Origin of the sequence: Rhodococcus sp. IEGM 1341 (genome assembly GCF_030056895.1) — a bacterium.
Taxonomy (GTDB): domain Bacteria; phylum Actinomycetota; class Actinomycetes; order Mycobacteriales; family Mycobacteriaceae; genus Rhodococcoides.
On sequence record NZ_JASHKV010000001.1, the window covers coordinates 230,388 to 255,278 of the forward strand.

Here is a 24,891-nt window from a genome sequence, read left to right on the forward strand (position 1 = left end):
CAGTCCGATTCGGTGCCGTCATGCGGCATCTACGGCGACCACGCCGCGGCGCAAGGCCGCGATCGCGCGCGCCGCAGTTCGCGACAGTTCCGGCTCCGGGGCCGCGAGCCGAACCTGGTCCAACAGGTCGATCACCTGCCGACACCAGCGCACGAAGTCTCCACCCGAGAGTGCTTTGCCGTTGTCACCCGCGGTGACGAGCGCATCGACCAACGAATGGTTCGACGCCCACTTGTAGATCGCCTTCACGAAGCCCATGTCGGGTTCTCTCGTCGGCGGCAGCTTGTGTCGCACCTCGTCGGACCGCAGCTCGTGCCACACCCGGACGGTCTCGGTCAGCGCGTGCCGAATCGGACCCGTCGGTCCGTGCGGGGTGATGTCACCCTCCGATCTGGACTCGTAGACCACCGCCGAGACCACCGCCGCCAACTCTGCCGGAGAAAGCCCCTGCCACAGGCCGCCGCGCAAGCATTCGGCAACCAGCAGATCGGACTCGGAATAGATTCGGCTCAGCCTGGCGCCGTCCTCGGTGACCTTTGGATCCTTGCCTGCCGTCACGTAACCGCGGTCGGCGAGCAAAGCCAGGATGCGGTCGAACGTTCGGGCGAGGGAGTTCGTCGTGGCCGACACCTTCTGGCGCATCGTTTCGGTCTCTCGCGCCAACCGGTTGTAGCGTTCACCGGTGCGACCGAGCTCGTCGCGGTCGGGACGAGCGTGCACCGGATGCGAGCGGATTGCTCGCCGAAGGGTGGCGAGCTCCTTGTCGTCCGCTGCCGTCGACTTGCGTCGGATACGGTCCGACGGCTGCGATATTCCGCGGGTGACCAGGGCGGCCGCGAGATCGCGTCGGGTCTTCGCGGTGCGGTGGTCGACGAATCGCGGCAGTCGCATCGTTCCCAGAGACGTTGCGGGCGACGGGAAGTCCGCTGCCGAGAGCCGGCCGGCCCACTTGTCCTCGGTCAGCACCAGCGGACGCGGATCGGCCCGGTCGTCATCGGGCTCGAGAACCACGGCAAGGCCGCTGCGGCGACCGGTCGGCACCGAGATCACGTCGCCGCGGCGCAGGGCACGCAGCGAATCGACGGCGTTGTCCCGCCGATCGGACCTGCTCTGGCGTTCGAGGGTCTTCTCCCGATCCTTCAATCGCTCGCGCAGCCGCGCATACTCGAAGTACTCGCCCTCGGGGCCACCGAGGCGTGCACCGAGTGCCTCCAACGTCTGCATGTTCTTCTCGATACCGCGAACCATCCCGACGACGGAGCGGTCCGCCTGGAACTGCGCGAACGACCGCTCGAGCAGCAGACGCGAATCGGCCGCACCAAACTGTTCGATGAGGTTGATCGACATGTTGTATGCCGGCGCGAACGAACTGCGCAGTGGGAACGTACGCGTCGAAGCCAGGCCCGCGACCTCGGTCGGTTCCGTGCCGGGCTGCCACAGCACGACGGCATGCCCTTCGACGTCGATGCCGCGGCGTCCGGCCCGGCCGGTCAGCTGGGTGTACTCCCCCGGCGTCAATTCGGCGTGTGTCTCACCGTTGAACTTGACCAACTTCTCGAGCACGACGGTTCGGGCCGGCATGTTGATCCCGAGAGCCAAGGTCTCGGTGGCGAACACCGCTCGGACAAGACCCTTGACGAACAATTCCTCGACGGTGTGCCGGAAGACCGGCAACATCCCGGCGTGGTGGGCGGCGAATCCCCGTTCCAGTGCGTCGCGCCACTCCCAGAAGCCCAGGACTTCGAGGTCCTCGCGCGGCAGCTCCGAGGTGTGTTTCTCGACGATGTACCGGATCTCCTCGGCCTGCTCGGGCGTGGTCAACACCAACCGCGAACGCATGCACTGGGTCAGCGCGCCGTCGCAGCCGGCACGGCTGAAGATGAATGTGATGGCCGGGAGCAGACCCTCTTCGTCGAGTTTGGCGATCACATCGGGTCTGGCCAGTGGTCTGTTGTTGGTGCCGCTGCCCTGACCGCCACCGCGACCTCCGCCACCCGAACGTCCGCCGCGGCCCCTGCTGTGCGGCGCGTGCCAGCGGTCCATCGAGTCGAGGGACTGGCGTTGTTTGACGTGTCGGACGAGTTCACGATCGACGACGATCTTCTGACTGCCGTCGGCCGACTGGGCTCGCGTGTCGAACAGATCGAACAGTCGGCGGCCGACCATGATGTGCTGCGACAGGGGCACCGGACGGTTCTCGTCCACCACGACCGCGGTGTCACCGCGAACCGTGCTCATCCAGGCACCGAACTCCTCGGCGTTGCTCACCGTTGCCGACAGGCTGACCAGTCGAACGTCGTCGGACAGGTGCAGAATGACTTCTTCCCACACCGCCCCGCGGAAACGGTCGGCGAGATAGTGCACCTCGTCCATGACGACGTGCGACAGTCCTCGCAATGCATGCGAGGATGCATACAGCATGTTGCGCAGCACTTCGGTCGTCATGATGACGATGGGCGCGTCGGGGTTGATCGACGAATCTCCGGTCAGCAGCCCGACCGTGTCGCGCCCGTACCGTGCGGTCAGCTCCGCGAACTTCTGGTTGCTCAGCGCCTTGATCGGGGTGGTGTAGAAGCACTTACGTCCCGCGGCGAGCGCCAGGTGCACCGCGAACTCGCCGATGACCGTCTTGCCCGCACCGGTGGGGGCACAGACCAGTACCCCGTGACCGTTCTCCAGGGCTGTGCAGGCATCCACCTGGAACCGGTCGAGGGGAAAGCCGAGCTCGGCGGAGAATCGTTGCAGCTGGGTGGGTCGGGGGCTCGTCCCCGTATCGAGAACCGTCTCGGTCATGCTTTCGACCCTACGGGCCGGTCGATGTCAGATCGTGTCGTCGTACTGCGCCTGTACTCGGGTCGCGGTACCGAGACCGCTGGACGGCGGTGTCGGAGCGACAGCATCCGGTGATTCGATCGAACTTGCGCCGTCGATGCGCGTTGCTTCGTCATCTGACACATCACCCCATTCGTCTCTTCTCTTGCGCAACTTACGCTTGTCGTGAATTCGCGCAATCTGCACTGCCATCTCGAAGAGCACCGTCAACGCCAAGGCCAAGGCCAGCATGGAGAACGGGTCCTGGCCAGGAGTTGCGATGGCCGCGAAGACGAACAATCCGAAGATGAGACCTCGACGCCACGCCTTGAGTCGCTCGTAGGTGAGTACGCCGACGAAATTCAAGGCAACGACCAGCAACGGAATCTCGAAGCTGACGCCGAAGATGATGAGGAGGTTGATCAGGAATCCGAAGTACTGATCACCGCTCAGCGCGGTGATCTGCACGTTGTCGCCGATGGAGAGCAGGAAGTGCAGGCCTTTGGCGACCACGAAGTAGGCCAGGACGGCTCCGGCGACGAACAGCGCAGCCGCTCCGGAGACGAACGAGACTGCATGTCGCCGTTCGTTGGCGTACAGGCCCGGGGTGATGAAAGCCCAGATCTGATACAGCCAGATGGGGCAGGCCAGTACGACACCGGCGGTGAACGCGACCTTGAACCGCAGCAGGAACTGATCGAACGGTCCGGTTGCGAGCAGACGACACTGATCGTCGTTGCTCAGATTCGCACGCAGACTCGGGTCGAGCGTGCAGTAAGGACCGCGTAGGAGGTCGCCGAGGCTCTCGACGCCGAAGATGGTGTGCGAGTACCAGAAGAACCCGAAGGCAGTCGTCACTGCGACTGCTACCAGCGACCACAGGAGCCGGGTTCGCAGCTCGTACAGATGATCGACCAACGACATGGTGCCGTCGGGATTGATTCGGCGCTTGCTTCGCCGCGGATCGAACGGAATGCGCATGGTGTTCTACGGTCAGCCTTCGTCGGTCGGACGACAGCGAGAAGCCGTCACCGACAGCAGTGAACCTTCGGTGCCGAACTGGCACCGAAGGTGTGCTGAGCGGCCGTGCGCTCAGGCAGACTTCGCGTCGTGCTGGGTTTCGGTGTTCGGCTGCGCGACCGGGGCGGGCGAGGGCAGCTGAGCGGGAGCGACGGGCTGCTGAGCGGGAGCGGTGTCGGCGTCGGACTTGCCGTCGTTCTGCATTTCCTTCACCTCGCTCTTGAAGATGCGCAACGACCGGCCGAGTCCGCGAGCAGCCTCGGGCAGCTTCTTGGAACCGAACAGAATGATGACGACCACCGCAACGATGGCCCAGTGCCAGGGACTGGTGAATCCCATGTGAACCTCCTACAGATCAGATGAATCGAGCGTACCCGACCACGGGTGCCGACTTCGGCAGCGGCGGGTCCGGGTTTGCCCGGTGTTCATGTGGCGACGGGACCGTCCGCGCTGGTCTCGTCGAACTCTGCGTACGCGTCCAGGGCCGAACGTGCTCGGTCGCGGACGGAGTTCACCAAGGATTCAGGTGCCAGTACCGTGACTCCGCCGCCGAAGCCCAACGTCAACCGTGTCATCCACTGCAGCGTGGCGAATCGCATCGTGACCACGATCGACCCGTCCGCATTCGCCGCGACCTGTGTCATCGGGTAGTAGTCCAGGATCCAGGTGAATGCAGGCGAGACCTTCAGCCGCGCCTGCGACAGCGAGGGATCGTCGTTGAAGATTTCGAAGGCGTCCTCGTCCTGCACCGATTCCGGCGGCGCGGCCGGTTCGTCGAGTTCGGTTGCCGAGTCGATGCGGTCGAACCGGAACAGCCGCACACCCTCGGCGCTTCGGCACCACGCCTGGACATAGCTGTTGTCGTCGACGACCACAGTCCTGATCGGGTCCACGGTCCGCTCGGTCAGGACGTCCCGCGACGCGGAGTAATAGGTCAGTTCCAGAGCGTGCCGGTGCCGCAATGCGGATCGGACGGTAGCAGGGACCGGCCCCTCCTCCGTATCCGTGCCGTCGTGATCGGACGAGAGTGGCACGTTGGCCGCCGCCGATCCTGCCGCGGTCTCGATCTTCGCGATGGCGCGCTGAGCAGCGGACGGGTCGACCATCCCTGGCATCGACGTCAAAGATCGAAGTGCAACCAACAGGGCCGTCGCCTCGGTCGACGTCAGGCGCAGCGGTCGATCGATGCCGGCCGAGAACGTCACGTCGATGCTCTCCTCGGAGAACGACAGATCGATGAGATCACCCGGGCCGTAGCCGGGCAGACCGCACATCCAGAGCTGATTGAGATCGGCCATCAGCGTCGCCGTCGACACCCCCAGCTCCCGGGCGGCCTCCTCAGCGCTCAACCCGGGATTGGCCATGAAGAACGGCACCATGTTGAGCAACCTGGCCAGCCGAACCGACAGTCGCGCGCTCATCGCTCGTTCTCCACATCGGCCGCTGTCCGCAGTGTCGAGATCACGTCGGCGCGCAGTTCGGCGGGTTCGAGTACCACCGCATCCGCGCCGTGACCTGCTATCAACCGCGAGATCCAGTCCCAGGACCGCACGGGAACCTCCACGACGGTGCCGCTGCGGGCACCGAGACTCTGCACACCCACCGCCGTTCCCATCCTGCGTAATTCCAGCGCCTTGCCGTCGTGCAGCCATACCCGGGCCGTGCCCGCCACCGAGGACGTGCCCGCCACTCGGCGGACGATGTCCTGCAGGTCGATGCCATCGGGCTTGCGCACGCTCTGCGCGGTGCCGAACGGTTTGACGTCGTCGCCGATTCGGGAGAGGCGGAACGTGCGGGTGTCGTTGCGATCCACGTCGTGTCCCACCAGATACCAGCGGCCGCGAAATGTCACGACACCCCACGGCTGGACGGTTCTGGTGGTGAACGGCTCGGTCAGCGAGGGTCGGTGTTGGAAACGTACCGATCTACCGTCGTCGATCGCGGCCAGCAAGGCACCCAGCGCAGGTTCCGAGCCCCTGGTGCGTGCGGGAACCGCGGTCACCGCCGCAGCGGACTCGTTCTGGTCGACCTGAATTCCCGCCGCTCGAAGTTTGAGCAGCGCGCTCTGCGCCGCGGAGGTGAGCTCCGGTGATTCCCACAGTTTGACGGCGACCGCGACGGCGGCCGATTCCGCGCTGGTGAGGTCGATGTCGGGCAGTTCGTATGCGTCGCGGTTGATGCGATAGCCCTCGACGCCCCCGAACCTGGTGGCAGTGCCGGTCTCCAACGGGACTCCGAGATCGCGCAGTTCGTTCTTGTCCCGCTCGAACATCCGGCTGAACGCCTCGTGGCTGGTGGAGTCGTCGTATCCGGCAACGCTCTCGCGGATCCACTCCGCGGTCAGGAACTGACGTGTCGACAACAGACAGATGACCAGGTTCATCAGGCGTTCGACTTTGGTGGTGGCCACGACAGTCGAGCCTAGTTGCTCATCGGAGGACCGAGCGGTAGCGACCCGAGCTACCGGAGGTCCACCTGGCTACATCGACGCGATCAACCGCTCGACCCGCTCGTCGACCGAGCGGAACGGGTCCTTGCAGAGCACGGTTCGCTGAGCCTGATCGTTGAGCTTGAGGTGCACCCAGTCGACCGTGAAGTCGCGACCTGCCTCCTGGGCGGCCGTGATGAATTCTCCGCGCAGCTTGGCTCGGGTGGTCTGAGGCGGTAGATCGACGGCCTCGTCGATCTGTTCGTCCTCGGTGACTCTCTTCGCAAGACCCTTGCGCTGCAACAGGTCGAAGACCCCCCGGCCACGCTTGATGTCGTGGTACGCCAGGTCCAACTGTGCGATCTTGGGATCGGACAGCTCCATCGAGTACCGGTCCTGGTAACGCTGAAACAGCTTGCGCTTGATGACCCAGTCGATCTCGGTGTCGACCTTCGCGAAATCCTGTGTCTCGATTGCGTCGAGCGTGCGTCCCCACAGATCGACGACCTGCTCCACCTGAGTGTTCGGCTCCCGCGTCTTGAGATGCTCGACGGCTCGCGCGTAGTACTCACGCTGAATGTCGAGGGCGCTGGCCTGTCGTCCCCCGGCGAGTCGAACGGGACGGCGTCCGGTGAGATCGTGGCTGACTTCTCGGATGGCGCGAATCGGATTGTCCAGTGCGAAGTCTCGGAAGGACACGCCCGCCTCGATCATCTCGAGAACGAGGGCTGCCGTTCCGACCTTGAGCATCGTCGAGGTCTCGGCCATGTTCGAGTCGCCCACGATGACGTGAAGCCGGCGGTACTTCTCGGCGTCGGCATGCGGCTCGTCGCGAGTGTTGATGATCGGCCGCGAACGGGTGGTGGCCGAGGAGACGCCCTCCCAGATGTGCTCGGCGCGCTGCGACAGGCAGAACGTCGCCGCCTTCGGCGTCTGCAGTACCTTGCCTGCGCCGCAGATCAACTGACGCGTGACCAGGAACGGCAGCAGAACGTCCGAGATTCGGGAGAACTCCCCCGCCCGCTGAACCAGGAAGTTCTCGTGGCAGCCGTAGGAGTTGCCGGCCGAGTCGGTGTTGTTCTTGAACAGGTAGATATCGCCGCCGATGCCCTCCTCTGCCAGGCGCTGCTCGGCATCGATCAGCAGATCTTCGAGTACCCGTTCGCCGGCGCGGTCGTGGGTGACCAACTGCAGCAGACTGTCGCACTCGGCGGTGGCGTACTCGGGGTGCGAGCCCACGTCGAGGTACAGGCGGGCACCGTTGCGAAGGAACACATTCGAGCTGCGACCCCACGAGACGACTCGACGGAACAGATAGCGAGCCACTTCGTCCGGACTCAGGCGTCGATGTCCGTGGAAAGTACATGTGACACCGAACTCTGTCTCGATGCCCATAATTCGTCGCTGCACACTTCGACACTACAACGCAACCCTGGAAACGATGTGTCGGAGCGCCCCGATGTCGTCCGTCGGTGAGGATGCTGTCGCGCGTGCTTAGGCTGGGCGTCATGACTTCCACGCGCACCTCGATCTCGACGGCCGTTCACGCGTGGGATCTGTCCCTGGTGGCACGAAGTGCTGCTCTGCGGCAGAGCCGAGCGGACGGCGGCCTGCGCGCGCTGAGCAACGCCGCCGATCACGGTCGTCTGTGGCTCGGCGCGGCTGCGCTTCTCGTCGCTGCGGGTGGCCCGGCCCGACGCGGGGGCGTTCGGGGTCTCGTCGCTCTGGCGGGTGCGAGCTCGGTCGCGAACGGCCTGCTCAAACCGTTGTTTCCGCGAACTCGCCCGGATTCCGAGTCGGTTCCCGTTCTGCGTCAGGTGCTGGCTCCACCGGTGTCGTCGTCGTTCCCGTCCGGTCATTCGGCGTCCGCGGCTGCGTTCGTCACGGCTGTGGCGATCGAATCCCCGGTAGCGGGTGTGCTGCTGGCGCCCGTTGCGGCTGCGGTGTGTTACTCGCGGGTCCACGTCGGGGTGCACTGGCCGACAGACGTCATCGCCGGTGCCGCTCTCGGCTCGGCCATCGCGTTGTCGACCCGTCGCTGGTGGGCCGTGCGGTCGGGCAAGCCTTCCTATCTGGGCTCGCCGGTCGACGTCGAGCCGCTGCCGGGCGGCCGGGGGCTGCTGGTGCTCGTCAATCCGGGTTCGGGCGACGACTCGGAAGCCGTGCCCGACTCGATCCGTCGAGCACTTCCCGAGGCAGATCTGTTCGTACCCGATCCCGACCGGGACTTCAACGAGGAACTCGAGCAGCGAATTCGGAGCACCTTCCCGCGTGCGCTCGGTGTCTGCGGCGGCGACGGAACTGTGGTCAGCGTCGCCGCGTCGGCGGTACGCAACGGGTTGCCGCTCGCAGCATTTCCGGGCGGCACCCTCAACCACTTCGCTCGCGACACCGGGCTGACCGTCGTGGAGGACACCGCTGCGGCCGTGGAAGCGGGCACCGCCGAACTGGTCGACATCGCCGAGGTGTCCGTCGACGGCCGCAGCGTGTCGTTCGTCAACACCGCTACCTTCGGTGGCTACCCCGACTCTGTGCGGCTGCGTCAGAAGTTGCAGCGCCGAGTCGGCAAATGGCCGGCCGCCGCCATTGCGATGACGAGGGTGCTGGCGGCTGCGGAACCACTGAACATCGGGCTCGACGGCACCAGGCATTCGGTCTGGATGCTGTTCGTGGGCAACGGCAACTACGTACCGGCAGATCAAGTTCCCATGTCTCGCAGCAGCATTCACACCGGAACCCTCGATGTCAGGTTTCTACCGTCGGAGCCGAAGGCATCGAGAACCAGACTGCTGTGGGCAACGTTGACCGGCACCCTCGGCTCGTCACCCGCCTACGTCCGTCGAGCGGTGAAGAAACTGACCGTAGAGGTGGAGGGCGCCCCGGTTGCGCTGGCGGCCGACGGCGAAGTGGTGGGCGACGGAACGTGGTTCGAGTTCACCAGTGACAAGAACGGTCTCGCGCTCTATCGGAAGCGATAGAGCGCGAGACCGGGGGAAAATCGGGGCCACCGATCAGGAGGGCGGTGCCGCTTCGGTATCGGTCACTGCCTCGGCCGCCGCAGACGGCGTCGGCAACATGTCCTCCAGCGCAGCTCCGGCAATGCGTCGGAACGCTCGCCTCGGCCGACCCTGGTCCAGCACCGCAACCTCGAGCGCCGACACCTCGAGAACCTTCTTCTCCGGCTCACCGCCCGCCGCAGGCGGCGTCGCCGGACCTGCCGTGAGTGCGTCGACGGCGACACGGACCGCGTCGGCCAGATCGAGTCCGGACCGGTACGTGTCCTTGAGCGCAGCCACGATCGGCTCGGTCGTTCCGCCCATGACGACGAAATCCTGCTCGTCGACGATGGATCCGTCGTAGGTGATGCGGTAGAGCTGGGTCGCGATCGGCTCGTCCTGATGCGAGACCTCCGCGACACAGATCTCGACCTCGTACGGCTTGAGCTGCTCGGTGAAGATCGTGCCGAGTGCTTGGGCGTACGTCTTGGCGAGCGAACGACCGGTCACGTCACGCCGATCGTAGGTGTATCCCTTGATGTCGGCGTGCTGAATTCCGGCCTTGCGCAGGTTCTCGAACTCGTTGTACTTGCCCACGGCCGCGAAGCCGATCCGGTCGTACAGTTCGCTCACCTTGTGCAACGCGGTCGAACGGTTCTCGGCCACGAAGAGCACCCCGTCCGCGTACGTCAGCACGATGACGCTGCGGCCGCGGCCGATTCCCTTGCGCGCCAACTCCGAACGATCGCGCATGATCTGTTCGGCAGATGCGTAGTACGGCATCGTCATGGTGCGCTACCCCCTTCGCTCACTTGCTGACCGGCCCGGGTGTGATGCTCGGCACCGCCGGAATGTGCGGCGCTCTCGGTCCGCTCCGCGAGGACGGACCGAGCCGCAGCCGAAATCCTGTCGTGCGCAACATCGTCCGCACCGACGCTGGTGATGGCGACAGCCGTCGGGTAGATCCCGCGGGTGACGTCAGGACCACCGGTGGCCGAGTCGTCGTCGGCGGCGTCGTACAGCGATTCCACCGCTGCGCGAATCGCCTCCTCCTCGGTCATTCCGGGGCGATAGAGCTTCTTGAGCGCGGACTTGGCGAACAGCGATCCCGATCCCACCGCGTGGTAGCCCGAACGCTCCTCGTATCGCCCGCCGACCACGTCGTAGGACACAATTCGTCCGGCACGATCCGGATCCGAGATGTCGATGTCGAATCCGACCAACAGCGGGACCGCGGCCAGCCCTTGCATCGCGGCACCGAGATTGCTTCGGACCATCGACGACAGCTTGTTGGCCTTGCCGTTGAACGTGAGCGGCACGCCCTCGATCTTCTCGTAGTGCTCGAGTTCGACGGCGAAGAGCCGCACCAGTTCGATCGCTATGCCCGCAGTTCCGGCGATACCCGCTGCGGAGTAGTCGTCGGTGACGTAGACCTTCTGCATGTCGCGATTGGCGATCAGATTGCCTTGCGTGGCTCGCCGGTCACCCGCGATCAGAACGCCGCCCGCGTAAGTCAGCGCGACGATCGTCGTCCCGTGCGGGGCGATACCGGACTTGTCCGACCCGCCGTTCGCGGTGTGGGACGCCAGGTCCGCTGCGATACCGCTCTCGGGCAACAGATAAGGGGCGTGCTGACGAAGATAATCGGAGAACGACGAGCTGCTCGACCCGAACGGAATCGCCGTTCCGTCGCCGGCCGACCGTGGGTCCGAACGATCCACCGTCACTGGCCGCCCTTCTGAACGTAGGCGCGCACGAAGTCCTCGGCGTTTTCCTCGAGCACGTCGTCGATCTCGTCGAGAAGGTCGTCGGTCTCCTCGGCCAGCTTCTCGCGTCGTTCCTGACCACCGGCTCCGGTGTCGCCTGGAACCTCATCGTCGTCGCCGCCGCCAGAGCGCCGTGTCTGCTCCTGTGCCATAGTCGCCGACCTCCTCCGTATATCGAGAAAACAGATCTACTGCACTCTCACCGGTCGATCCGAGGTGCACCGTCGTGGATGTGCAAGTGCAACCGAACGTTCCGCCGAAAGTGCACGGACCTTTACCCTACCGACAGACCGACTCCGTCGGTCGGCAAGACACCGCGAATAGTCGGTACCGGTCTTCGGGCGCGTCAGTTGGTGAGCTGATCGACGAGTTCGGCGGCACTGTCGACCGACTCGAGCAGCGCACCGACGTGCGATTTCGTGCCTCGAAGCGGCTCGAGGGTCGGGATGCGGACAAGGGAGTCGCCGCCGAGATCGAAGATGACCGAGTCCCAGCTCGCGGCGGCGATGTCGGCACCGAACTTGCGCAGGCACTCACCGCGGAAGTACGCCCTCGTATCATCCGGCGGCGTGCCGACGGCATCGAGCACCTGCTGCTCGGTGACCAGTCGATCCATCGACCCACGAGCAACCAGCCGGTTGTACAGGCCTTTGTCCAGGCGAACATCGGAATACTGCAGGTCCACCAGATGCAGCCGAGGAGCCGACCACCCGAGCCCCTCCCGCTGGCGAAACCCTTCGAGCAGGCGCAATTTCGCGGGCCAGTCCAACAGATGAGCGCACTCCATCGGATCCCGTTCGAGAAGGTCGAGGACCATCGCCCACTTGTCGAGCACATCCAGAGCGCGCGCGTCGTCGCTGCCCTCGGCGGCCACGAACTTCGCAGCACGCTGGTGGTAGATCCGCTGCAGCGCAAGTCCGGTCAGCTCGCGGCCGTCGGCGAGCGCGACGGCCTTACGCAGCGTCGGATCGTGGCTGATCTGATGGACTGCGGTCACCGGCCTGGCCAGCTGCAGATCGGACAGATCGACCCCTGCTTCGATGAGATCGAGCACGAGCGCGGTGGTGCCGACCTTGAGGTAGGTCGACATCTCGGCGAGATTGGCGTCGCCGATGATGCAATGCAGGCGGCGGTACTTGTCCGCGTCCGCGTGTGGTTCGTCGCGCGTGTTGATGATGCCGCGCTTCAGGGTGGTCTCGAGGCCCACCTCCACCTCGATGTAATCCGCCCGCTGCGAGAGTTGGAAGCCCGCTTCGTCACCGGACTGGCCGATTCCGACGCGTCCCGATCCGGTGATGACCTGCCTGGAGGCGAAGAACGGAGACAGACCGGCGATGACCGCCGAAAACGGCGTCTCGCGCGACATCAGGTAGTTCTCGTGGGTGCCGTACGACGCGCCCTTACCGTCGACGTTGTTCTTGTAGAGCTGCAGGCGCGGGGCACCGGGCACACTGGAGGCGTGACGAGCGGCGGCCTCCATGACGCGCTCGCCGGCCTTGTCCCAGATCACTGCGTCCAACGGATCGCGGACCTCCGGGGCGGAGTACTCCGGGTGCGCGTGGTCGACGTACAGACGAGCCCCGTTGGTGAGAATCATGTTGGCCGCGCCGATCTCGTCGGCGTCGATCACCGGTGCCGGGCCGCTGAAGCGCCCGAGGTCGAATCCGCGGGCATCACGCAGCGGCGACTCGACCTCGTAGTCCCAGCGTGTGCGCTTGGCCCGGGGTACCCCGGCGGCTGCCGCGTAGGCGAGCACTGCCTGGGTCGATGTCAGGATCGGGTTGGCGGTGGGTTCGGTGGGCGAAGAAATGCCGTACTCGACCTCGATACCGATGATGCGCTGCATATGTCGAGCCTAGACGTCGGCTACAGACCGCATTCGGGGCGCGCCCCGTGCGGACGCGCCCCGAAAGTGGTGTTCGACGAAGCTACAGGTACTGACCGGTGTTGGCCTCGGTGTCGATCGCCCGGCTCGCGCTGGCGTTCTTGCCGGTGACCAGCGTGCGGATGTAGACGATCCGCTCGCCCTTCTTGCCGGAGATTCGAGCCCAGTCGTCCGGGTTCGTGGTGTTCGGTAGGTCCTCGTTCTCGGCGAACTCGTCGACGATGGAGTCGAACAGGTGTTGAATGCGCAGCCCGCCGTTGCCGGTCTCGAGTACCGACTTGATGGCGTACTTCTTGGCGCGGTCGACGATGTTCTGGATCATGGCACCGGAATTGAAGTCCTTGAAGTACAGAACTTCCTTGTCTCCGTTGGCGTACGTCACCTCGAGGAAGCGGTTGTCGTCGCTTTCGGCGTACATACGCTCGACAACGCGGTCGATCATCCCTCGGATGCAGGCAGCGCGGTCTCCGCCGAACTCTGCGACATCGTCGGCGTTGACCGGCAGCGAGTCGGTCAGGTACTTGGAGAAGATGTCCTGTGCCGATTCGGCGTCCGGCCGCTCGATCTTGATCTTCACGTCCAGGCGACCGGGCCGCAGGATCGCGGGGTCGATCATGTCCTCACGGTTGGAGGCACCGATCACGATGACGTTCTCCAAGCCCTCCACGCCGTCGATCTCGGCGAGCAGCTGCGGGACCACCGTCGTCTCGACGTCGGACGAGACGCCCGAACCACGGGTGCGGAAGATCGAGTCCATCTCGTCGAAGAATACGATGACCGGGGTGCCCTCGGACGCCTTCTCCCGTGCACGCTGGAAGATCATGCGGATGTGGCGCTCGGTCTCGCCGACGAACTTGTTGAGCAGCTCGGGGCCCTTGATGTTGAGGAAGAACGACTTCGCTTCCTTGGCGTCCTGGCCGCGGGCCTCGGCGATCTTCTTGGCCAACGAGTTGGCAACCGCCTTGGCGATCAACGTCTTTCCGCAGCCGGGAGGGCCGTAGAGCAGCACGCCCTTGGGCGGACGCAGGGAGTACTCGCGAAACAGATCCTTGTGCAGGAACGGGAGTTCGACGGCGTCGCGAATCTGCTCGATCTGCCGACCGAGACCACCGATGTCCTCGTATCCGACGTCGGGCACCTCTTCGAGGACCAGGTCCTCGACCTCGGCCTTGGGGACACGCTCGAAGGCGTAGCCGGCCTTGGTGTCGACGAGCAGGGAGTCGCCGGGACGGAGTTTGCGGGACGGTTCGTCCGGGTCGATGGGGCCCTCGTCGTTGACCATGTCGATCAACGGCTTGGCCAGCCACACCACTCGCTCCTCGTCGGCGTGACCGACGACGAGTGCTCGGGATCCGTCGCCCAGAAGCTCACGCAGAGTGCTGATTTCGCCGACCTGGTCGAAGGTGCAGGCCTCGACGATGGTCAGCGCTTCGTTCAGGCGCACCGTCTGTCCCGGTGCCAGTGAGTCCGCCTCGATGTTGGGTGAACACGTCAGCCTCATCTTGCGTCCGGAGGTGAACACGTCCACCGTGCCGTCGTCGAAGACGCTCAGCAGAACGCCGTAGCCGCTCGGCGGTTGGCCGAGGCGGTCCACTTCCTCGCGAAGTGCGATGAGCTGTTGCCTGGCCTCTTTCAGGGTGTCCATCAACTTCGCGTTGCGCAGCGACAGAGAATCGACGCGTCCTTCGAGTTCGCGTACCTGTTCGGGGGACTCCCCCAGTTGACGGCGCAGTGAAGCAGCTTCGGCTCGCACGGCGTCCAGTTCGGCTCTGGCCGCGGCCACATCCGGATTGTCTGTTGAGCTCATGAGCGACTCCTCCCAGTGACGATCTATCAACGCTACCGGCACCGGCCCGAATGTGCGGACCGACACCACGATCGGGACGGAGAAGCAGTGTGTCTCGACCGCACCCGAGCGTCGGTCGAGTTCATGTTAGCCTCACCTGACCAAGCAGCGGACCGACCATGGGATCAGGGGCTTCACCAGTGAAGATGCGCATACTCTCGGCAGGTGTCGCGCTCGCGGCAGCGATGATTTCGGTGGCCGGCTGCAGTTCGGCCGACGATTCCGATCACACCGATCACAATTCGACGGCGGCCGCCGAAATCAGCGATCCCGCAACCGATGCACCCACCGTCGCAGCACCTACGTCCGGTGAACTTGAAGCATCTCTGCTGCAACTGGTGGCACCGGATGTCGACGCGGCGACGAAGGCGGCTTCGGTCGAGAACGGGCAGGCACGCCTGACCAACCTCGAAGCGATGACCGCGGCTCTGGCGAACTACGGCGCTATCACGTTCGAGGTTGCCGAACCGACGGTCGAGGGCGAGACGTCCACCGCCGACGTCGCGATCGCCACTCCGCGGGGAACTGCAGCGCCGTCCCCGCAGACCTGGGTGCTGATCGACGGCGACTGGAAGCTCTCAGATGCCAGTACGTGCCAGATTCTCGCCATGGGGCAGGCACCCTGCGCCTAGAGGCCGGGAATCCTCGGCGACGCCGCTGGGATCGTCAGCCCTTGCCGGACCGACGCTGCGGCTTCGGCGTGACGGTGCCCTCGGCGAGGCGTCGGACACTGACGAGGAATGCTGTGTGCCCCTGCATACGATGCTCGGGGCGAACGGCCAGTCCGACGACGTGCCACCCGCGCACCATCGACTCCCACGAGCGGGGTTCGGTCCAGCACTCCTGCGCGCGAAGGGCTTCGACGACCTTGGACAACTGTGTCACCGTGGCGACGTAGACCAGCAGCACGCCGCCGGGAACGAGAGCCTTCGATACGGCAGGCAGTGCGTCCCAGGGCGCGAGCATGTCGAGGACGACGCGATCTACCTGCTCACCGGGACGATCGACACCGAACTGGTCCACGTCCGCCACCGTCAGGTGCCAGTTGGCCGGCCGCTCGCCGAAGAACGTCTCGACGTTCTTGATCGCGTAGTCGGCGTGGTCCTGGCGAATCTCGTAGGAGATGACCGTCCCTGCGGTACCGACGGCACGCAGCAGCGAGCACGTCAGAGCGCCCGATCCGGCACCGGCCTCCAGCACGCGCGCACCGGGGAACATGTCGCCCTCGTGCACGATCTGGGCTGCGTCCTTGGGGTAGATGACCTGCGCGCCGCGCGGCATCGACAGCACGTAGTCGGTCAGCAGCGGCCGAAGCGCGAGGTAGGGGGTGCCGTTGACGGAGGTGACGACGCTGCCCTCGTCGGCACCGAGCAGTTTGTCGTGCGTGATTCCGCCCCGGTGGGTGTGGAACTCCTTGCCCGCCTCGAGCACCACCGTGTAGTGGCGGCCCTTCCCGTCGGTGAGCTGGACTCGATCTCCGACGCGGAACGGTCCGCTGCGGGCGGGTCCGGTCGGTACCGACTCGACCGGCACGTCGTCATCGGTCGCGAGAGCTTCGTCGAGTTCGATTTCGTCGACAGTTGCGGTGACCACTTCGTCCGCACCGATGACCGGGGCATCGACGATCGCGTCGACCTCGGGCCCGTCGGTCGACGCGGACGCGGAATCACCGAAGGACACAGCATCACCGGACGGCACAGCGGAACCTGCTTTCGTAGCTCTGTTCGGTGCCCGACCTGTTGCGGTCCGACACCCGGGACGACTCGACGTGCCAGACTACGGCCTTGACCGAAGATGTCGGACCAACGGCATAGGGTCGCAGTCGTGAGTATTTCCGCGTCGACGCCCGTCGACTTGCCTCTACTCGATCTCGGCGACAGCGAGCACCGGTCGCCGGCGACGTCCGGGTCCCGCAGTACACCGGCGTTGTCGCCATCGCGCGCAGGTGATTTCAAGCAGTGCCCACTCCTCTATCGCCTGCGTGCCGTCGACCGGATTCCCGAGGTCTCCACCGAAGCTCAGGTGAAGGGAACTGTGGTGCATGCCGCATTGGAGGCCCTGTACGCGTTGCCCGCACAGGATCGTGTTCCGGCCACTGCGCGAGAACTCGTCGATCCTGCGTGGGAGCGAGTGGTCGCTCGGTCACCCGACATCGAGAGTCTGGTTCCGGCGGACGAAAGACCGGCGTTTCTCGACCGGGCTCGCGCGCTGGTCGCCGGGTACTACGAGCTCGAAGACCCCACTCGATTCGAGCCCGAGTCCTGCGAACAGCGCGTGGAGGTATTGCTGGACGACGGTACGCCGCTGCGCGGATTCATCGATCGGATCGACGTGGCACCGAACGGGATGATCCGCGTCGTCGACTACAAGACCGGCCGGGCACCGCGAGAGTTCACCGAGTCCAAGGCGCTGTTCCAGATGAAGTTCTACGCGTTGATGATCATGCGGATGCGCGGAGTCGTTCCGGCGCAACTGAAGTTGATGTACCTCTCCGACAAGCAGGAGCTGACCTACACCCCGGACGAGGGTGAGTTGCGGAGGTTCGAGCGCATGCTCTCGGCCATCTGGAAAGCGATTCTGGCTGCGGGCGAGACCGGCGATTTCCGCGCCAAACGGGGCGCGTTGTGCAAGTGGTGCGACCACCAGGCGCTGTGTCCGGAATTCGGTGGTACTCCCCCGGCGTATCCGGGCTGGCCCACGGCCGCTGCCGAACCGGCGGGGGCCGAGCTGTGACGGTTCCGAATGCCTTCTTCGTTCCCGCCGGTGTCGGCAGCGAAGGCCACGAGCGGGTCACCGCTACCGAGCACACCGTCAGCCTGTGGGCACCGACGATGCAACACGGCGCTCCGCCGTCGGCCCTGTTGGTCCGGGCGCTCGAGCGAGTCGACGCCAGGGAGGACACCCGTATCAGTCGCGTGGCCGTCGACATCCTCGGACCGGTTCCGGTCGGGGACATCGAGATCCGGTCATGGACGGAGCGTCCCGGTGCCAATATCGAGCTCGTTGTCGCGGAACTCTGGGCGGACGGCACGTCGGGAACTGCCCGGGCGGTGGCCCGCGGCAGCGCATGGCGTATGCGCACCACGCCGACCGACGACGTTGCACACTCCGGGGATCCGGTGATGCGATCGGTGAGCAACGGTGTCGATTACACCTTCGGTGGCACCTGGTCGTCGGGCTATCTCGACGCCGTCGAGTTCAGGACTCTCACCGGACTCGGCGAGCCGGGGCCGGGCCAGGTGTGGGCAAGACCCAGACCCGTTCTGGTGCAGGGTGAATCGATGACTCCGTTGGAGAGACTGTTCTCGATCGCCGACATCGCCAACGGAATCGGAGCCAAGCTCCCGATCGACGAATGGACGTTCCTGAACACCGATCTGACCGTGCACGTGTTCCGCGTGCCGCAGGGAGATTGGATCGGGGTGTCCGCCGAGACCTCCACCGGGCCGGACGGAATCGCAATGTGCGCGGGCACCCTCAGCGACGAACGAGGACCTGTCGGTCGCATCGCTCAGACGGTGTTGGTTCGACGTCGCAGCTGACGTCTCGTCCGATCGAGACGTCAGCGCTGTGACGACGTGAATTCGGATTCAGAACGCGCGGCAGGACCTGATGTCGGAGGCGAGGATCGCCTTGGCACCGAGATCGGCGAGCTGGTCCATGACATTGTTGTGGACCTTACGAGAGACCATGGCGCGCACGGCAACCCAGTTGTCGTCGACCATCGGCGCCAGGGTGGGCGATTCGATTCCAGGAGTGATCTTGACGGCCTCGTCGAGGATCGACTTGGGGCAGTCGTAATCGAGCATCAGGTACTGCTGCGCGAAGACGACGCCCTGTACGCGGGCGATGAGTTGCTTGCGTGCGGAGTCGGTGCCCGGGGTGCCTGCTCGTTCGATCAAGACGCCCTCGGAATCGCAGAGAGATTCGCCGAATGCCACGAGGTTGTTCTGACGCAGCGAGCGACCCGACTCCACGACGTCGGCGATCGCGTCGGCGACCCCGAGCTGGATGGAGATCTCCACCGCACCGTCGAGGCGGATGACCGTTGCTTCGAGTCCTCTGGCGGCCAGATCCTTGCGCACCAGGTTGGGATAGGACGTCGCGATGCGCAATCCACCCAGATCCTCGGGTGCCCACTCCTTGCCCGCGGGTGCGGCATAGCGGAAGGTCGATCGGCCGAATCCGAGTGCCAGCCGCTCTTCGACAGCAGCACCCGAATCGAGAGCCAGGTCGCGTCCGGTGATGCCCAGATCCAGCTGCCCGGATCCGACGTAGATCGCGATGTCTTTGGGGCGCAGAAAGAAGAATTCGACGCCGTTCGCCGGATCGAGAACCGTCAGATCCTTGGAATCGCTTCGGCGTCGGTAGCCGGCTTCACTGAGAATTTCGGCGGCGGACTCGGAGAGAGCGCCCTTGTTGGGTACGGCTACGCGCAGCATGGAGTTTTCCTTGTTCGACGAGTTCGTGAGCGACATGCGGATCGAACTCACAGATGTTTGTAGACGTCCTCGAGTTCGAGGCCTCTACCCACCATCATCACCTGGACCCAGTAGAGCAGCTGCGAGATCTCCTCGGCGAGTGCCTCGTCGCTCTCGTGCTCGGCGGCGATCCACACTTCACCGGCTTCTTCGAGGACCTTCTTGCCCTGGAAATGAACTCCCGCGTCCAACGCTGCTATGGTGCCCGAACCCTCGGGGCGGGTCTTCGAGCGGTCGGTGAGCTCGGCGAACAGCGAATCGAAAGTCTTCACGGAAGGATATTCTTTCACGTCGTCGCTCGGGGGTACGAATCGGTCGAGATCAGGATGCCCAGGCTCGCCGCACCTCGTCGGCGGTCAATCCGACGAGACCATCGCGGATGGTGTACCCCGGTGCGGCCGGCACCGCGATTTCGGACGGAACCACCAGCACCGGACAACCGGCGGTGTGCGCCGACAGCGAACCGGTGGGCGAGTCCTCGACCGCAAGGCACGAGGCTGCGTCGAGTCCGAGCAACGCTGCACCGCGCAGGTACGGGGCCGGGTGCGGTTTGCCTGCCTCGACCTCGTCGCCGGTGACCGTGATGTCGAAGTACTCGCGCCCCAGGGTGTCCAGAGCCCGCTCGACCAGACCCCGCTCGGTGTTGGTGACCAACCCGGTCGACAGACCCATCTCGCGCACGAGCGCAAGAGCATCCTTGGCACCGGGTCGCCACGGGATCCCCTCGGCGAACAGGTCTCCGACTCGCGTGGTCAGCCACTCGCGGCCCTCGACCAGGCGCTCGTCGGTGACCTCGACCCCGGCATTCGCCAAGACCTTCCGCAGTGCATCCCACATCGAGTTGCCGAGGGTGCTTTCACGCACCTCCGCGCTGAGTTCCGTTCCCAGTGAGCGGGAGTACTCACCGATGGCGACGTCCCAGATCTTCTCCGAGTCGAGCAGTGTGCCGTCCATGTCCCACAGGACACCCTGCAGGTGGGTTCTAGACATTGAAGTACTTGGCCTCCGGGTGATGAAGTACGAACGCATCGGTCGACTGTTCGGGGTGTAGCTGCAGTTCCTCGGAGAGCTTCACGCCGATTCGCTCGGGTTCCAGAAGTGCGGCGAGCTTGATGCGGTCCTCGAGATCGGGGCATGCGCCGTAGCCGAACGAGTAACGCGCACCGCGATATTCGAGTTTGAAGAAGCCCTCGGCCTCGGTGGGATCCTCCGAGGCGACGGAATTGCCGTCGGAGAGCTTCAGTTCCTCGCGTACCCGGCGGTGCCAGTACTCGGCCAGGGCTTCGGTGAGCTGAACGCCGATTCCGTGGACCTCGAGGTAGTCACGGTACGAGTCGGCGGCGAACAGCTCGTTGGCGAAGTCCGCGATGGGCTGGCCCATCGTCACCAGGTTCATCGGCAGAACATCGACCTTGCCCGATTCCCGTGCAGCCGAACGCGACCGAACGAAGTCCGATATGCAGAGGAAGCGGTCGCGGTGCTGCCGTGGGAAAGTGAACCGAAAACGTTCGGGCGCATCGGGTTCGGGTTCGGTGAGCACGACGACGTCGTCGCCCTCCGAGACCGCCGGGAAGTACCCGTACACCAATGCCGCGTGTGCGAGGATGCCGTCGGTGCTCAGTCGATCGAGCCAATACCGCAGGCGCGGTTTGCCTTCCGATTCCACCAGGTCCTCGTACGTGGCACCTTCGCCCTTGCGGGCACCGCGCAGACCCCATTGCCCCAGGAACAGGGCCCGCTCGTCGAGCAGCCCCGAGTACTCCGACAGTGACACGCCCTTGACGATGCGCGTGCCCCAGAACGGCGGCACCGGGATGTCGATGTCGGCAGCAACATCGGAACGTTCGGGCACGACCACCGGCGCTTCGGCGGCCTTGCGCTTCTCGGCGATGCGCTTGGACCGCTCGTGGCGTTCCTTGCGCTCGGCCGTCTTGGCCTTCGCAGCGAGTGCCTCGGGGCTGTCCGGGGCCGGTCCGCCACCACGCTTGGTGGTCATGATGGTGTCCATCAGGCGAAGGCCCTCGAATGCATCACGCGCATAGTGCACGTCGCCCTCGTAGACGTCCTGCAAGTCGTTCTCGACATACGACCGGGTCAGCGCCGCTCCGCCCAACAGAACCGGGAATTGCTCGGCGACACCCTTCGAGTTGAGTTCGATGAGGTTGTCCTTCATGACAACGGTGGACTTGACCAGTAGCCCGGACATGCCGATCACGTCGGCGCGCTTGTCGATCGCGGCTTCCAGAATGGTCGAAATCGGTTGCTTGATACCGAGATTGACCACCTCGTACCCGTTGTTGCTCAGGATGATGTCGACGAGGTTCTTACCGATGTCGTGCACATCGCCCTTGACGGTACCGAGCACGATGCGACCCTTGCCGTCGTCGTCGGTCGCTTCCATGTGCGGTTCGAGATACGCCACAGCAGCCTTCATCACCTCGGCGGAGGCGAGCACGAACGGCAGCTGCATCTGACCGGAGCCGAACAGCTCGCCCACGGTCTTCATCCCCGAGAGCAACGTCTCGTTGATGATTTCCAGCGGCGGCTTCTCGGCCATCGCGGCGTCGAGATCGACGTCGAGGCCGTTGCGTTCGCCGTCGACGATGCGTCGTTCGAGGCGCTCGAACAGCGGCAAACGGCCGAGTTCCTCGGCGCGAGATTCACGCGCCGACGCCGCGGAGACCCCCTCGAAGAGCTGCATGAGCTTCTGCAGCGGGTCGTAGCCCTCGCTGCGGCGGTCGTACACCAGATCGAGGGCCGTCTCGCGCTGCTCGTCGGGAATCTTGTTCATCGGCAGGATCTTCGACGCGTGCACGATGGCGGTGTCGAGGCCGGCCTGTGTGCACTCGTGCAGGAACACCGAGTTCAGCACCTGGCGTGCAGCGGGATTGAGGCCGAACGAGATGTTCGACAGCCCGAGGGTGGTGTGCACCTTCGGGTACTTCTCCTTGAGCTGCCGGATCGCCTCGATGGTCTCGATGCCGTCGCGTCGCACCTCTTCCTGGCCCGTGGAGATCGGGAAGGTGAGGGTGTCGACGATGATGTCCTCGTGGCGCAGGCCCCAGTTCTCGGTGATGTCGGTGATCAACCGGTCTGCGACGCGCACCTTCCACTCGGCCGTCCGCGCCTGTCCCTCTTCGTCGATGGTCAACGCAACGACGGCGGCGCCGTGCTCCTTGACCAGACGCATGATCTTCTGGAATCGCGAGACGGGTCCGTCGCCGTCCTCGTAGTTGACCGAGTTGACCGCGCTGCGGCCACCGAGGTGCTCCAAACCTGCTTCGAGAACGGCTGGTTCGGTGGAGTCGAGCATGATCGGCAGGGTCGACGCCGTCGCCAGTCGGCTGGCCAGCGCGGCCATGTCCGCGGCGCCGTCGCGGCCGACGTAGTCGACGTTGAGGTCGAGCATGTGCGCGCCGTCGCGGGTCTGGTCCTTGGCGATGTCGAGGCACTTCTCGTAATCCTCGGCGAGCATCGCGTCGCGAAATGCCTTGGACCCGTTGGAGTTGGTGCGCTCACCGATCATCAGGATGCTGGCATCCTGCTCGAACGGAACGGCGGTGTAGAGCGAGGAGACGCCCGGCTCGGGCGCGGGCTGCCGTTCGAGTTTCGTTGCCCCGTGCACCATGTCGGCAACCTGGCGGATGTGATCGGGCGTGGTGCCACAGCAACCGCCGACCAGAGCCAACCCGTACTCGCTGACGAAACCGCTCAGGGCCTCGGCCAATTCGGGAGCGGTCAGTGGGTACTCGGCCCCTTTCGCGCCCAGGGTGGGCAGGCCGGCATTGGGCATCACCGACACCGGAAGACGCGAATGCTTGGACAGATGGCGCAGGTGCTCGCTCATCTCGGCCGGGCCGGTCGCACAGTTGAGCCCGATCATGTCGATACCGAGGGGTTCGAGTGCCGTCAGTGCGGCACCGATCTCGCTGCCGACGAGCATCGCGCCCGTCGTCTCGACGGTGACGTGGGTGATGATCGGGATGCGGACGCCCAGCTTGTCCATCGCGTGCTGGCTGCCGATAATAGCGGCCTTGACCTGTAGCAAGTCCTGGCAGGTCTCGACCAGGATGGCGTCGGCACCGCCGTCGATCATGCCGAGGGCGGCTTCGGTGTACGCGTCGCGCAGTCGGGCGAAGGGAGCGTGGCCGAGCGTGGGGAGCTTGGTACCGGGGCCCATGGAACCCAACACGAAGCGACCCATCCCGTCGCGGCCCGGGCCCATCTCGTCGGCGGTCTCACGCGCGAGCCGGGTGCCTTTCTCGGCCAACTCGCGGATGCGGTCCTCGATGTCGTAATCGGCCAGGTTGGGCAGATTGCAGCCGAAGGTGTTGGTCTCGACGGCGTCCGCACCGGCCGCGAAGTACTCGCGGTGAATCTCACGCAGCACGTCCGGCCTGGTGGCATTCAGGATTTCGTTGCATCCCTCCAGACCGAGAAAGTCGTCGAGAGTGAGGTCGGCGTCCTGGAGCATCGTGCCCATCGCTCCGTCGCCGATGACAACACGACGTGAAATCGCATCGAGCAGACTGGGCTTGTGTTGAGCGGGCATCACTACAGAGTAGTGGGCACCGAAGTTACGTCGGGTCGTAGGCTGTCGTGGTGAGTCCCCGAAACCTCGATGGCCAGTCCCCGATCGACGACGGAAACGAAAATACGGACATTTCAGGTGCCGGATCGGATGTGCCTCTGGATGCTGCATTGATCGAGGCCGTCCACGATGCTGTGGCCAATGCCACAGACCTCGACGACCTCGACGACGTCATTCCCGAGTTGCGCTCCCCGATCCTGGTCGCTGCCTTCGAGGGCTGGAACGACGCGGGAGATGCAGCCAGCGGCGCGATCGAGCATCTGGAGCTGATCTGGGACGCCAGTCCGCTGGCCGAACTGGACTCGGAGGACTACTACGACTACCAGGTCAACCGCCCGACGGTCCGGCAGGTGGACGGTGTCACGCGCGAGATCGAGTGGCCGTCGACTCGGCTGTCGGTGTGTTCGCCTCCCGGCAGCTCGCGCGATGTGGTGCTGCTACGCGGCATCGAGCCGAACATGCGCTGGCGCAGTTTCTGCGACGACCTTCTCGAATTCGTCGAACAGCTCGGCGTCGAGACCGTGGTGATCCTTGGCGCACTGCTGGCGGACACTCCCCACACCAGACCCGTTCCGGTGACCGGCACCGCCTACAGCACCGAATCGGCCGAGCAGTTCAACCTGGAACAGACTCGCTACGAGGGACCGACCGGGATCACCGGTGTGCTGCAGGACGAGTGCGTCAAGGCCGGAGTGCCCGCGGTTTCCTTCTGGGCTGCGGTCCCGCACTACGTCTCCCAGCCGCCCAACCCCAAGGCCACCGTGGCGCTGCTGCAGCGGGTCGAGGACGTGCTCGACATCGAGGTACCGCTCGGCGAACTGCCCACCCAGGCCGAGGAATGGGAAGAGGCGGTGACCGAGATGACGAAGGAAGACGAGGAGATCAGCGAATACGTTCGCAGCCTCGAGGAACGCGGCGACGCCGAGGTGGACATGTCCGATGCGATCGCCAAGATCGACGGCGACGCCATCGCGGCCGAATTCGAGAAGTACCTGAGGCGACGCGGTCCGGGCAACTTCGGGCTCTGACCGACCGCACAGGAAGAGCCGCGGGCCGGTGAGGTCTTT

At 65.0% G+C, this 24,891-nt stretch carries 21 protein-coding genes; 5 read left to right on the forward strand and 16 right to left on the reverse strand.

All coding sequences use genetic code 11. From position 1 onward, the window contains the following. Positions 1–18: 18 nt before the first annotated feature. The 6 genes from QM615_RS00865 to pafA form a co-directional block, all read right to left on the reverse strand. Positions 19–2,793: a DEAD/DEAH box helicase gene (locus QM615_RS00865; protein ID WP_149405777.1), complete on the reverse strand. Its 2,775-nt coding sequence runs from the start codon at positions 2,791–2,793 to the stop codon at positions 19–21. 27 nt (positions 2,794–2,820) lie between these two features. After that, the gene (gene tatC, locus QM615_RS00870; protein ID WP_068050772.1) at positions 2,821–3,792 is read right to left on the reverse strand and encodes a twin-arginine translocase subunit TatC; all 972 of its coding nucleotides are present in this window, start codon (positions 3,790–3,792) and stop codon (positions 2,821–2,823) included. Between the two features lie 111 nt (positions 3,793–3,903). Beyond that, positions 3,904–4,170 (reverse strand): Sec-independent protein translocase subunit TatA, encoded by a 267-nt coding sequence (gene tatA / locus QM615_RS00875; RefSeq protein ID WP_149405778.1) that lies wholly within the window; start codon positions 4,168–4,170, stop codon positions 3,904–3,906. Positions 4,171–4,256: 86 nt separating this feature from the next. Next, complete coding sequence (locus QM615_RS00880) at positions 4,257–5,252, reverse strand: helix-turn-helix transcriptional regulator (protein WP_149405779.1); 996 nt, start codon at positions 5,250–5,252, stop codon at positions 4,257–4,259. Then, positions 5,249–6,241: a helix-turn-helix transcriptional regulator gene (locus tag QM615_RS00885; protein WP_149405780.1), complete on the reverse strand. Its 993-nt coding sequence runs from the start codon at positions 6,239–6,241 to the stop codon at positions 5,249–5,251. Before QM615_RS00885 ends, QM615_RS00880 begins: the two co-directional genes overlap by 4 nt. 69 nt (positions 6,242–6,310) lie before the next feature. Continuing rightward, complete coding sequence (gene pafA / locus QM615_RS00890; RefSeq protein WP_170944814.1) at positions 6,311–7,669, reverse strand: Pup--protein ligase; 1,359 nt, start codon at positions 7,667–7,669, stop codon at positions 6,311–6,313. Between the two features lie 98 nt (positions 7,670–7,767). Between pafA and QM615_RS00895 the strand changes: the two genes are divergently transcribed. Beyond that, positions 7,768–9,237: a bifunctional phosphatase PAP2/diacylglycerol kinase family protein gene (locus QM615_RS00895; RefSeq protein ID WP_149405781.1), complete on the forward strand. Its 1,470-nt coding sequence runs from the start codon at positions 7,768–7,770 to the stop codon at positions 9,235–9,237. Between the two features lie 33 nt (positions 9,238–9,270). Here the strand turns inward: QM615_RS00895 and prcA are convergent, their stop codons facing one another. From prcA to arc, 5 genes are all read right to left on the reverse strand, one after another. Then, positions 9,271–10,044 carry a proteasome subunit alpha gene (gene prcA, locus QM615_RS00900; protein WP_068050778.1) on the reverse strand — a complete coding sequence of 258 codons (774 nt, stop codon included), beginning with the start codon at positions 10,042–10,044 and terminating at the stop codon, positions 9,271–9,273. Next, complete coding sequence (prcB, locus tag QM615_RS00905) at positions 10,041–10,982, reverse strand: proteasome subunit beta (protein WP_149405782.1); 942 nt, start codon at positions 10,980–10,982, stop codon at positions 10,041–10,043. The genes prcA and prcB overlap by 4 nt, the downstream gene beginning before the upstream one ends. Beyond that, a complete protein-coding gene (locus tag QM615_RS00910; protein WP_008716348.1) occupies positions 10,979–11,173 on the reverse strand; it encodes a ubiquitin-like protein Pup in 195 nt (64 codons plus the stop codon). The genes prcB and QM615_RS00910 overlap by 4 nt, the downstream gene beginning before the upstream one ends. 194 nt (positions 11,174–11,367) lie before the next feature. Beyond that, complete coding sequence (dop, locus tag QM615_RS00915; RefSeq protein WP_068050780.1) at positions 11,368–12,867, reverse strand: depupylase/deamidase Dop; 1,500 nt, start codon at positions 12,865–12,867, stop codon at positions 11,368–11,370. An 82-nt stretch (positions 12,868–12,949) separates the two neighbouring features. Then, a complete protein-coding gene (arc, locus tag QM615_RS00920) occupies positions 12,950–14,713 on the reverse strand; it encodes a proteasome ATPase (RefSeq protein WP_068050781.1) in 1,764 nt (587 codons plus the stop codon). A gap of 185 nt (positions 14,714–14,898) precedes the next feature. Here arc and QM615_RS00925 point away from each other — a divergent pair, with 185 nt between their 5' ends. Beyond that, the gene (locus tag QM615_RS00925; protein ID WP_262498330.1) at positions 14,899–15,384 is read left to right on the forward strand and encodes an MTB12 C-terminal domain-containing protein; all 486 of its coding nucleotides are present in this window, start codon (positions 14,899–14,901) and stop codon (positions 15,382–15,384) included. A gap of 34 nt (positions 15,385–15,418) precedes the next feature. Here QM615_RS00925 and QM615_RS00930 read toward each other — a convergent pair whose 3' ends face one another. Continuing rightward, positions 15,419–16,285 carry a tRNA (adenine-N1)-methyltransferase gene (locus tag QM615_RS00930; protein WP_149406013.1) on the reverse strand — a complete coding sequence of 289 codons (867 nt, stop codon included), beginning with the start codon at positions 16,283–16,285 and terminating at the stop codon, positions 15,419–15,421. 321 nt (positions 16,286–16,606) lie between these two features. Between QM615_RS00930 and QM615_RS00935 the strand changes: the two genes are divergently transcribed. Further along, positions 16,607–17,485 (forward strand): RecB family exonuclease, encoded by an 879-nt coding sequence (locus QM615_RS00935; RefSeq protein ID WP_410482235.1) that lies wholly within the window; start codon positions 16,607–16,609, stop codon positions 17,483–17,485. After that, positions 17,482–18,294, forward strand: coding sequence for a thioesterase family protein (locus QM615_RS00940; protein ID WP_149405784.1), 813 nt, complete (start codon positions 17,482–17,484; stop codon positions 18,292–18,294). The genes QM615_RS00935 and QM615_RS00940 overlap by 4 nt, the downstream gene beginning before the upstream one ends. Before the next feature lie 48 nt (positions 18,295–18,342). Here the strand turns inward: QM615_RS00940 and hisG are convergent, their stop codons facing one another. From hisG to metH, 4 genes are read right to left on the reverse strand one after another with little or no spacing between them, the layout of a single operon-like run. Beyond that, complete coding sequence (hisG, locus tag QM615_RS00945) at positions 18,343–19,194, reverse strand: ATP phosphoribosyltransferase (protein WP_094642360.1); 852 nt, start codon at positions 19,192–19,194, stop codon at positions 18,343–18,345. 47 nt (positions 19,195–19,241) lie between these two features. Next, positions 19,242–19,505 carry a phosphoribosyl-ATP diphosphatase gene (locus QM615_RS00950; protein ID WP_149405785.1) on the reverse strand — a complete coding sequence of 88 codons (264 nt, stop codon included), beginning with the start codon at positions 19,503–19,505 and terminating at the stop codon, positions 19,242–19,244. A gap of 49 nt (positions 19,506–19,554) precedes the next feature. After that, positions 19,555–20,223, reverse strand: a complete 669-nt coding sequence (locus tag QM615_RS00955; RefSeq protein WP_149405786.1) for an HAD family hydrolase — start codon at positions 20,221–20,223, stop codon at positions 19,555–19,557. After that, on the reverse strand, positions 20,216–23,785 hold the full coding sequence (metH, locus tag QM615_RS00960) for a methionine synthase (protein WP_149405787.1): 3,570 nt from the start codon (positions 23,783–23,785) through the stop codon (positions 20,216–20,218). The genes QM615_RS00955 and metH overlap by 8 nt, the downstream gene beginning before the upstream one ends. A 152-nt stretch (positions 23,786–23,937) precedes the next feature. On the opposite strand from metH, the gene QM615_RS00965 reads away from it, so the two are divergent. Then, on the forward strand, positions 23,938–24,852 hold the full coding sequence (locus QM615_RS00965) for a PAC2 family protein (RefSeq protein WP_283347151.1): 915 nt from the start codon (positions 23,938–23,940) through the stop codon (positions 24,850–24,852). Positions 24,853–24,891 lie beyond the last annotated feature (39 nt).

Coding starts and splice junctions, on each gene's coding strand:
- QM615_RS00865 (WP_149405777.1), bottom strand. CDS start 2,793: ATGACCGAGACGGTTCTCGATACGGGGACGAGCCCCCGACCCACCCAG.
- tatC (WP_068050772.1), bottom strand. CDS start 3,792: ATGCGCATTCCGTTCGATCCGCGGCGAAGCAAGCGCCGAATCAATCCC.
- tatA (WP_149405778.1), bottom strand. CDS start 4,170: ATGGGATTCACCAGTCCCTGGCACTGGGCCATCGTTGCGGTGGTCGTC.
- QM615_RS00880 (WP_149405779.1), bottom strand. CDS start 5,252: ATGAGCGCGCGACTGTCGGTTCGGCTGGCCAGGTTGCTCAACATGGTG.
- QM615_RS00895 (WP_149405781.1), top strand. CDS start 7,768: ATGACTTCCACGCGCACCTCGATCTCGACGGCCGTTCACGCGTGGGAT.
- prcA (WP_068050778.1), bottom strand. CDS start 10,044: ATGACGATGCCGTACTACGCATCTGCCGAACAGATCATGCGCGATCGT.
- QM615_RS00910 (WP_008716348.1), bottom strand. CDS start 11,173: ATGGCACAGGAGCAGACACGGCGCTCTGGCGGCGGCGACGACGATGAG.
- dop (WP_068050780.1), bottom strand. CDS start 12,867: ATGCAGCGCATCATCGGTATCGAGGTCGAGTACGGCATTTCTTCGCCC.
- arc (WP_068050781.1), bottom strand. CDS start 14,713: ATGAGCTCAACAGACAATCCGGATGTGGCCGCGGCCAGAGCCGAACTG.
- QM615_RS00925 (WP_262498330.1), top strand. CDS start 14,899: ATGCGCATACTCTCGGCAGGTGTCGCGCTCGCGGCAGCGATGATTTCG.
- hisG (WP_094642360.1), bottom strand. CDS start 19,194: ATGCTGCGCGTAGCCGTACCCAACAAGGGCGCTCTCTCCGAGTCCGCC.
- QM615_RS00955 (WP_149405786.1), bottom strand. CDS start 20,223: ATGTCTAGAACCCACCTGCAGGGTGTCCTGTGGGACATGGACGGCACA.
- metH (WP_149405787.1), bottom strand. CDS start 23,785: ATGCCCGCTCAACACAAGCCCAGTCTGCTCGATGCGATTTCACGTCGT.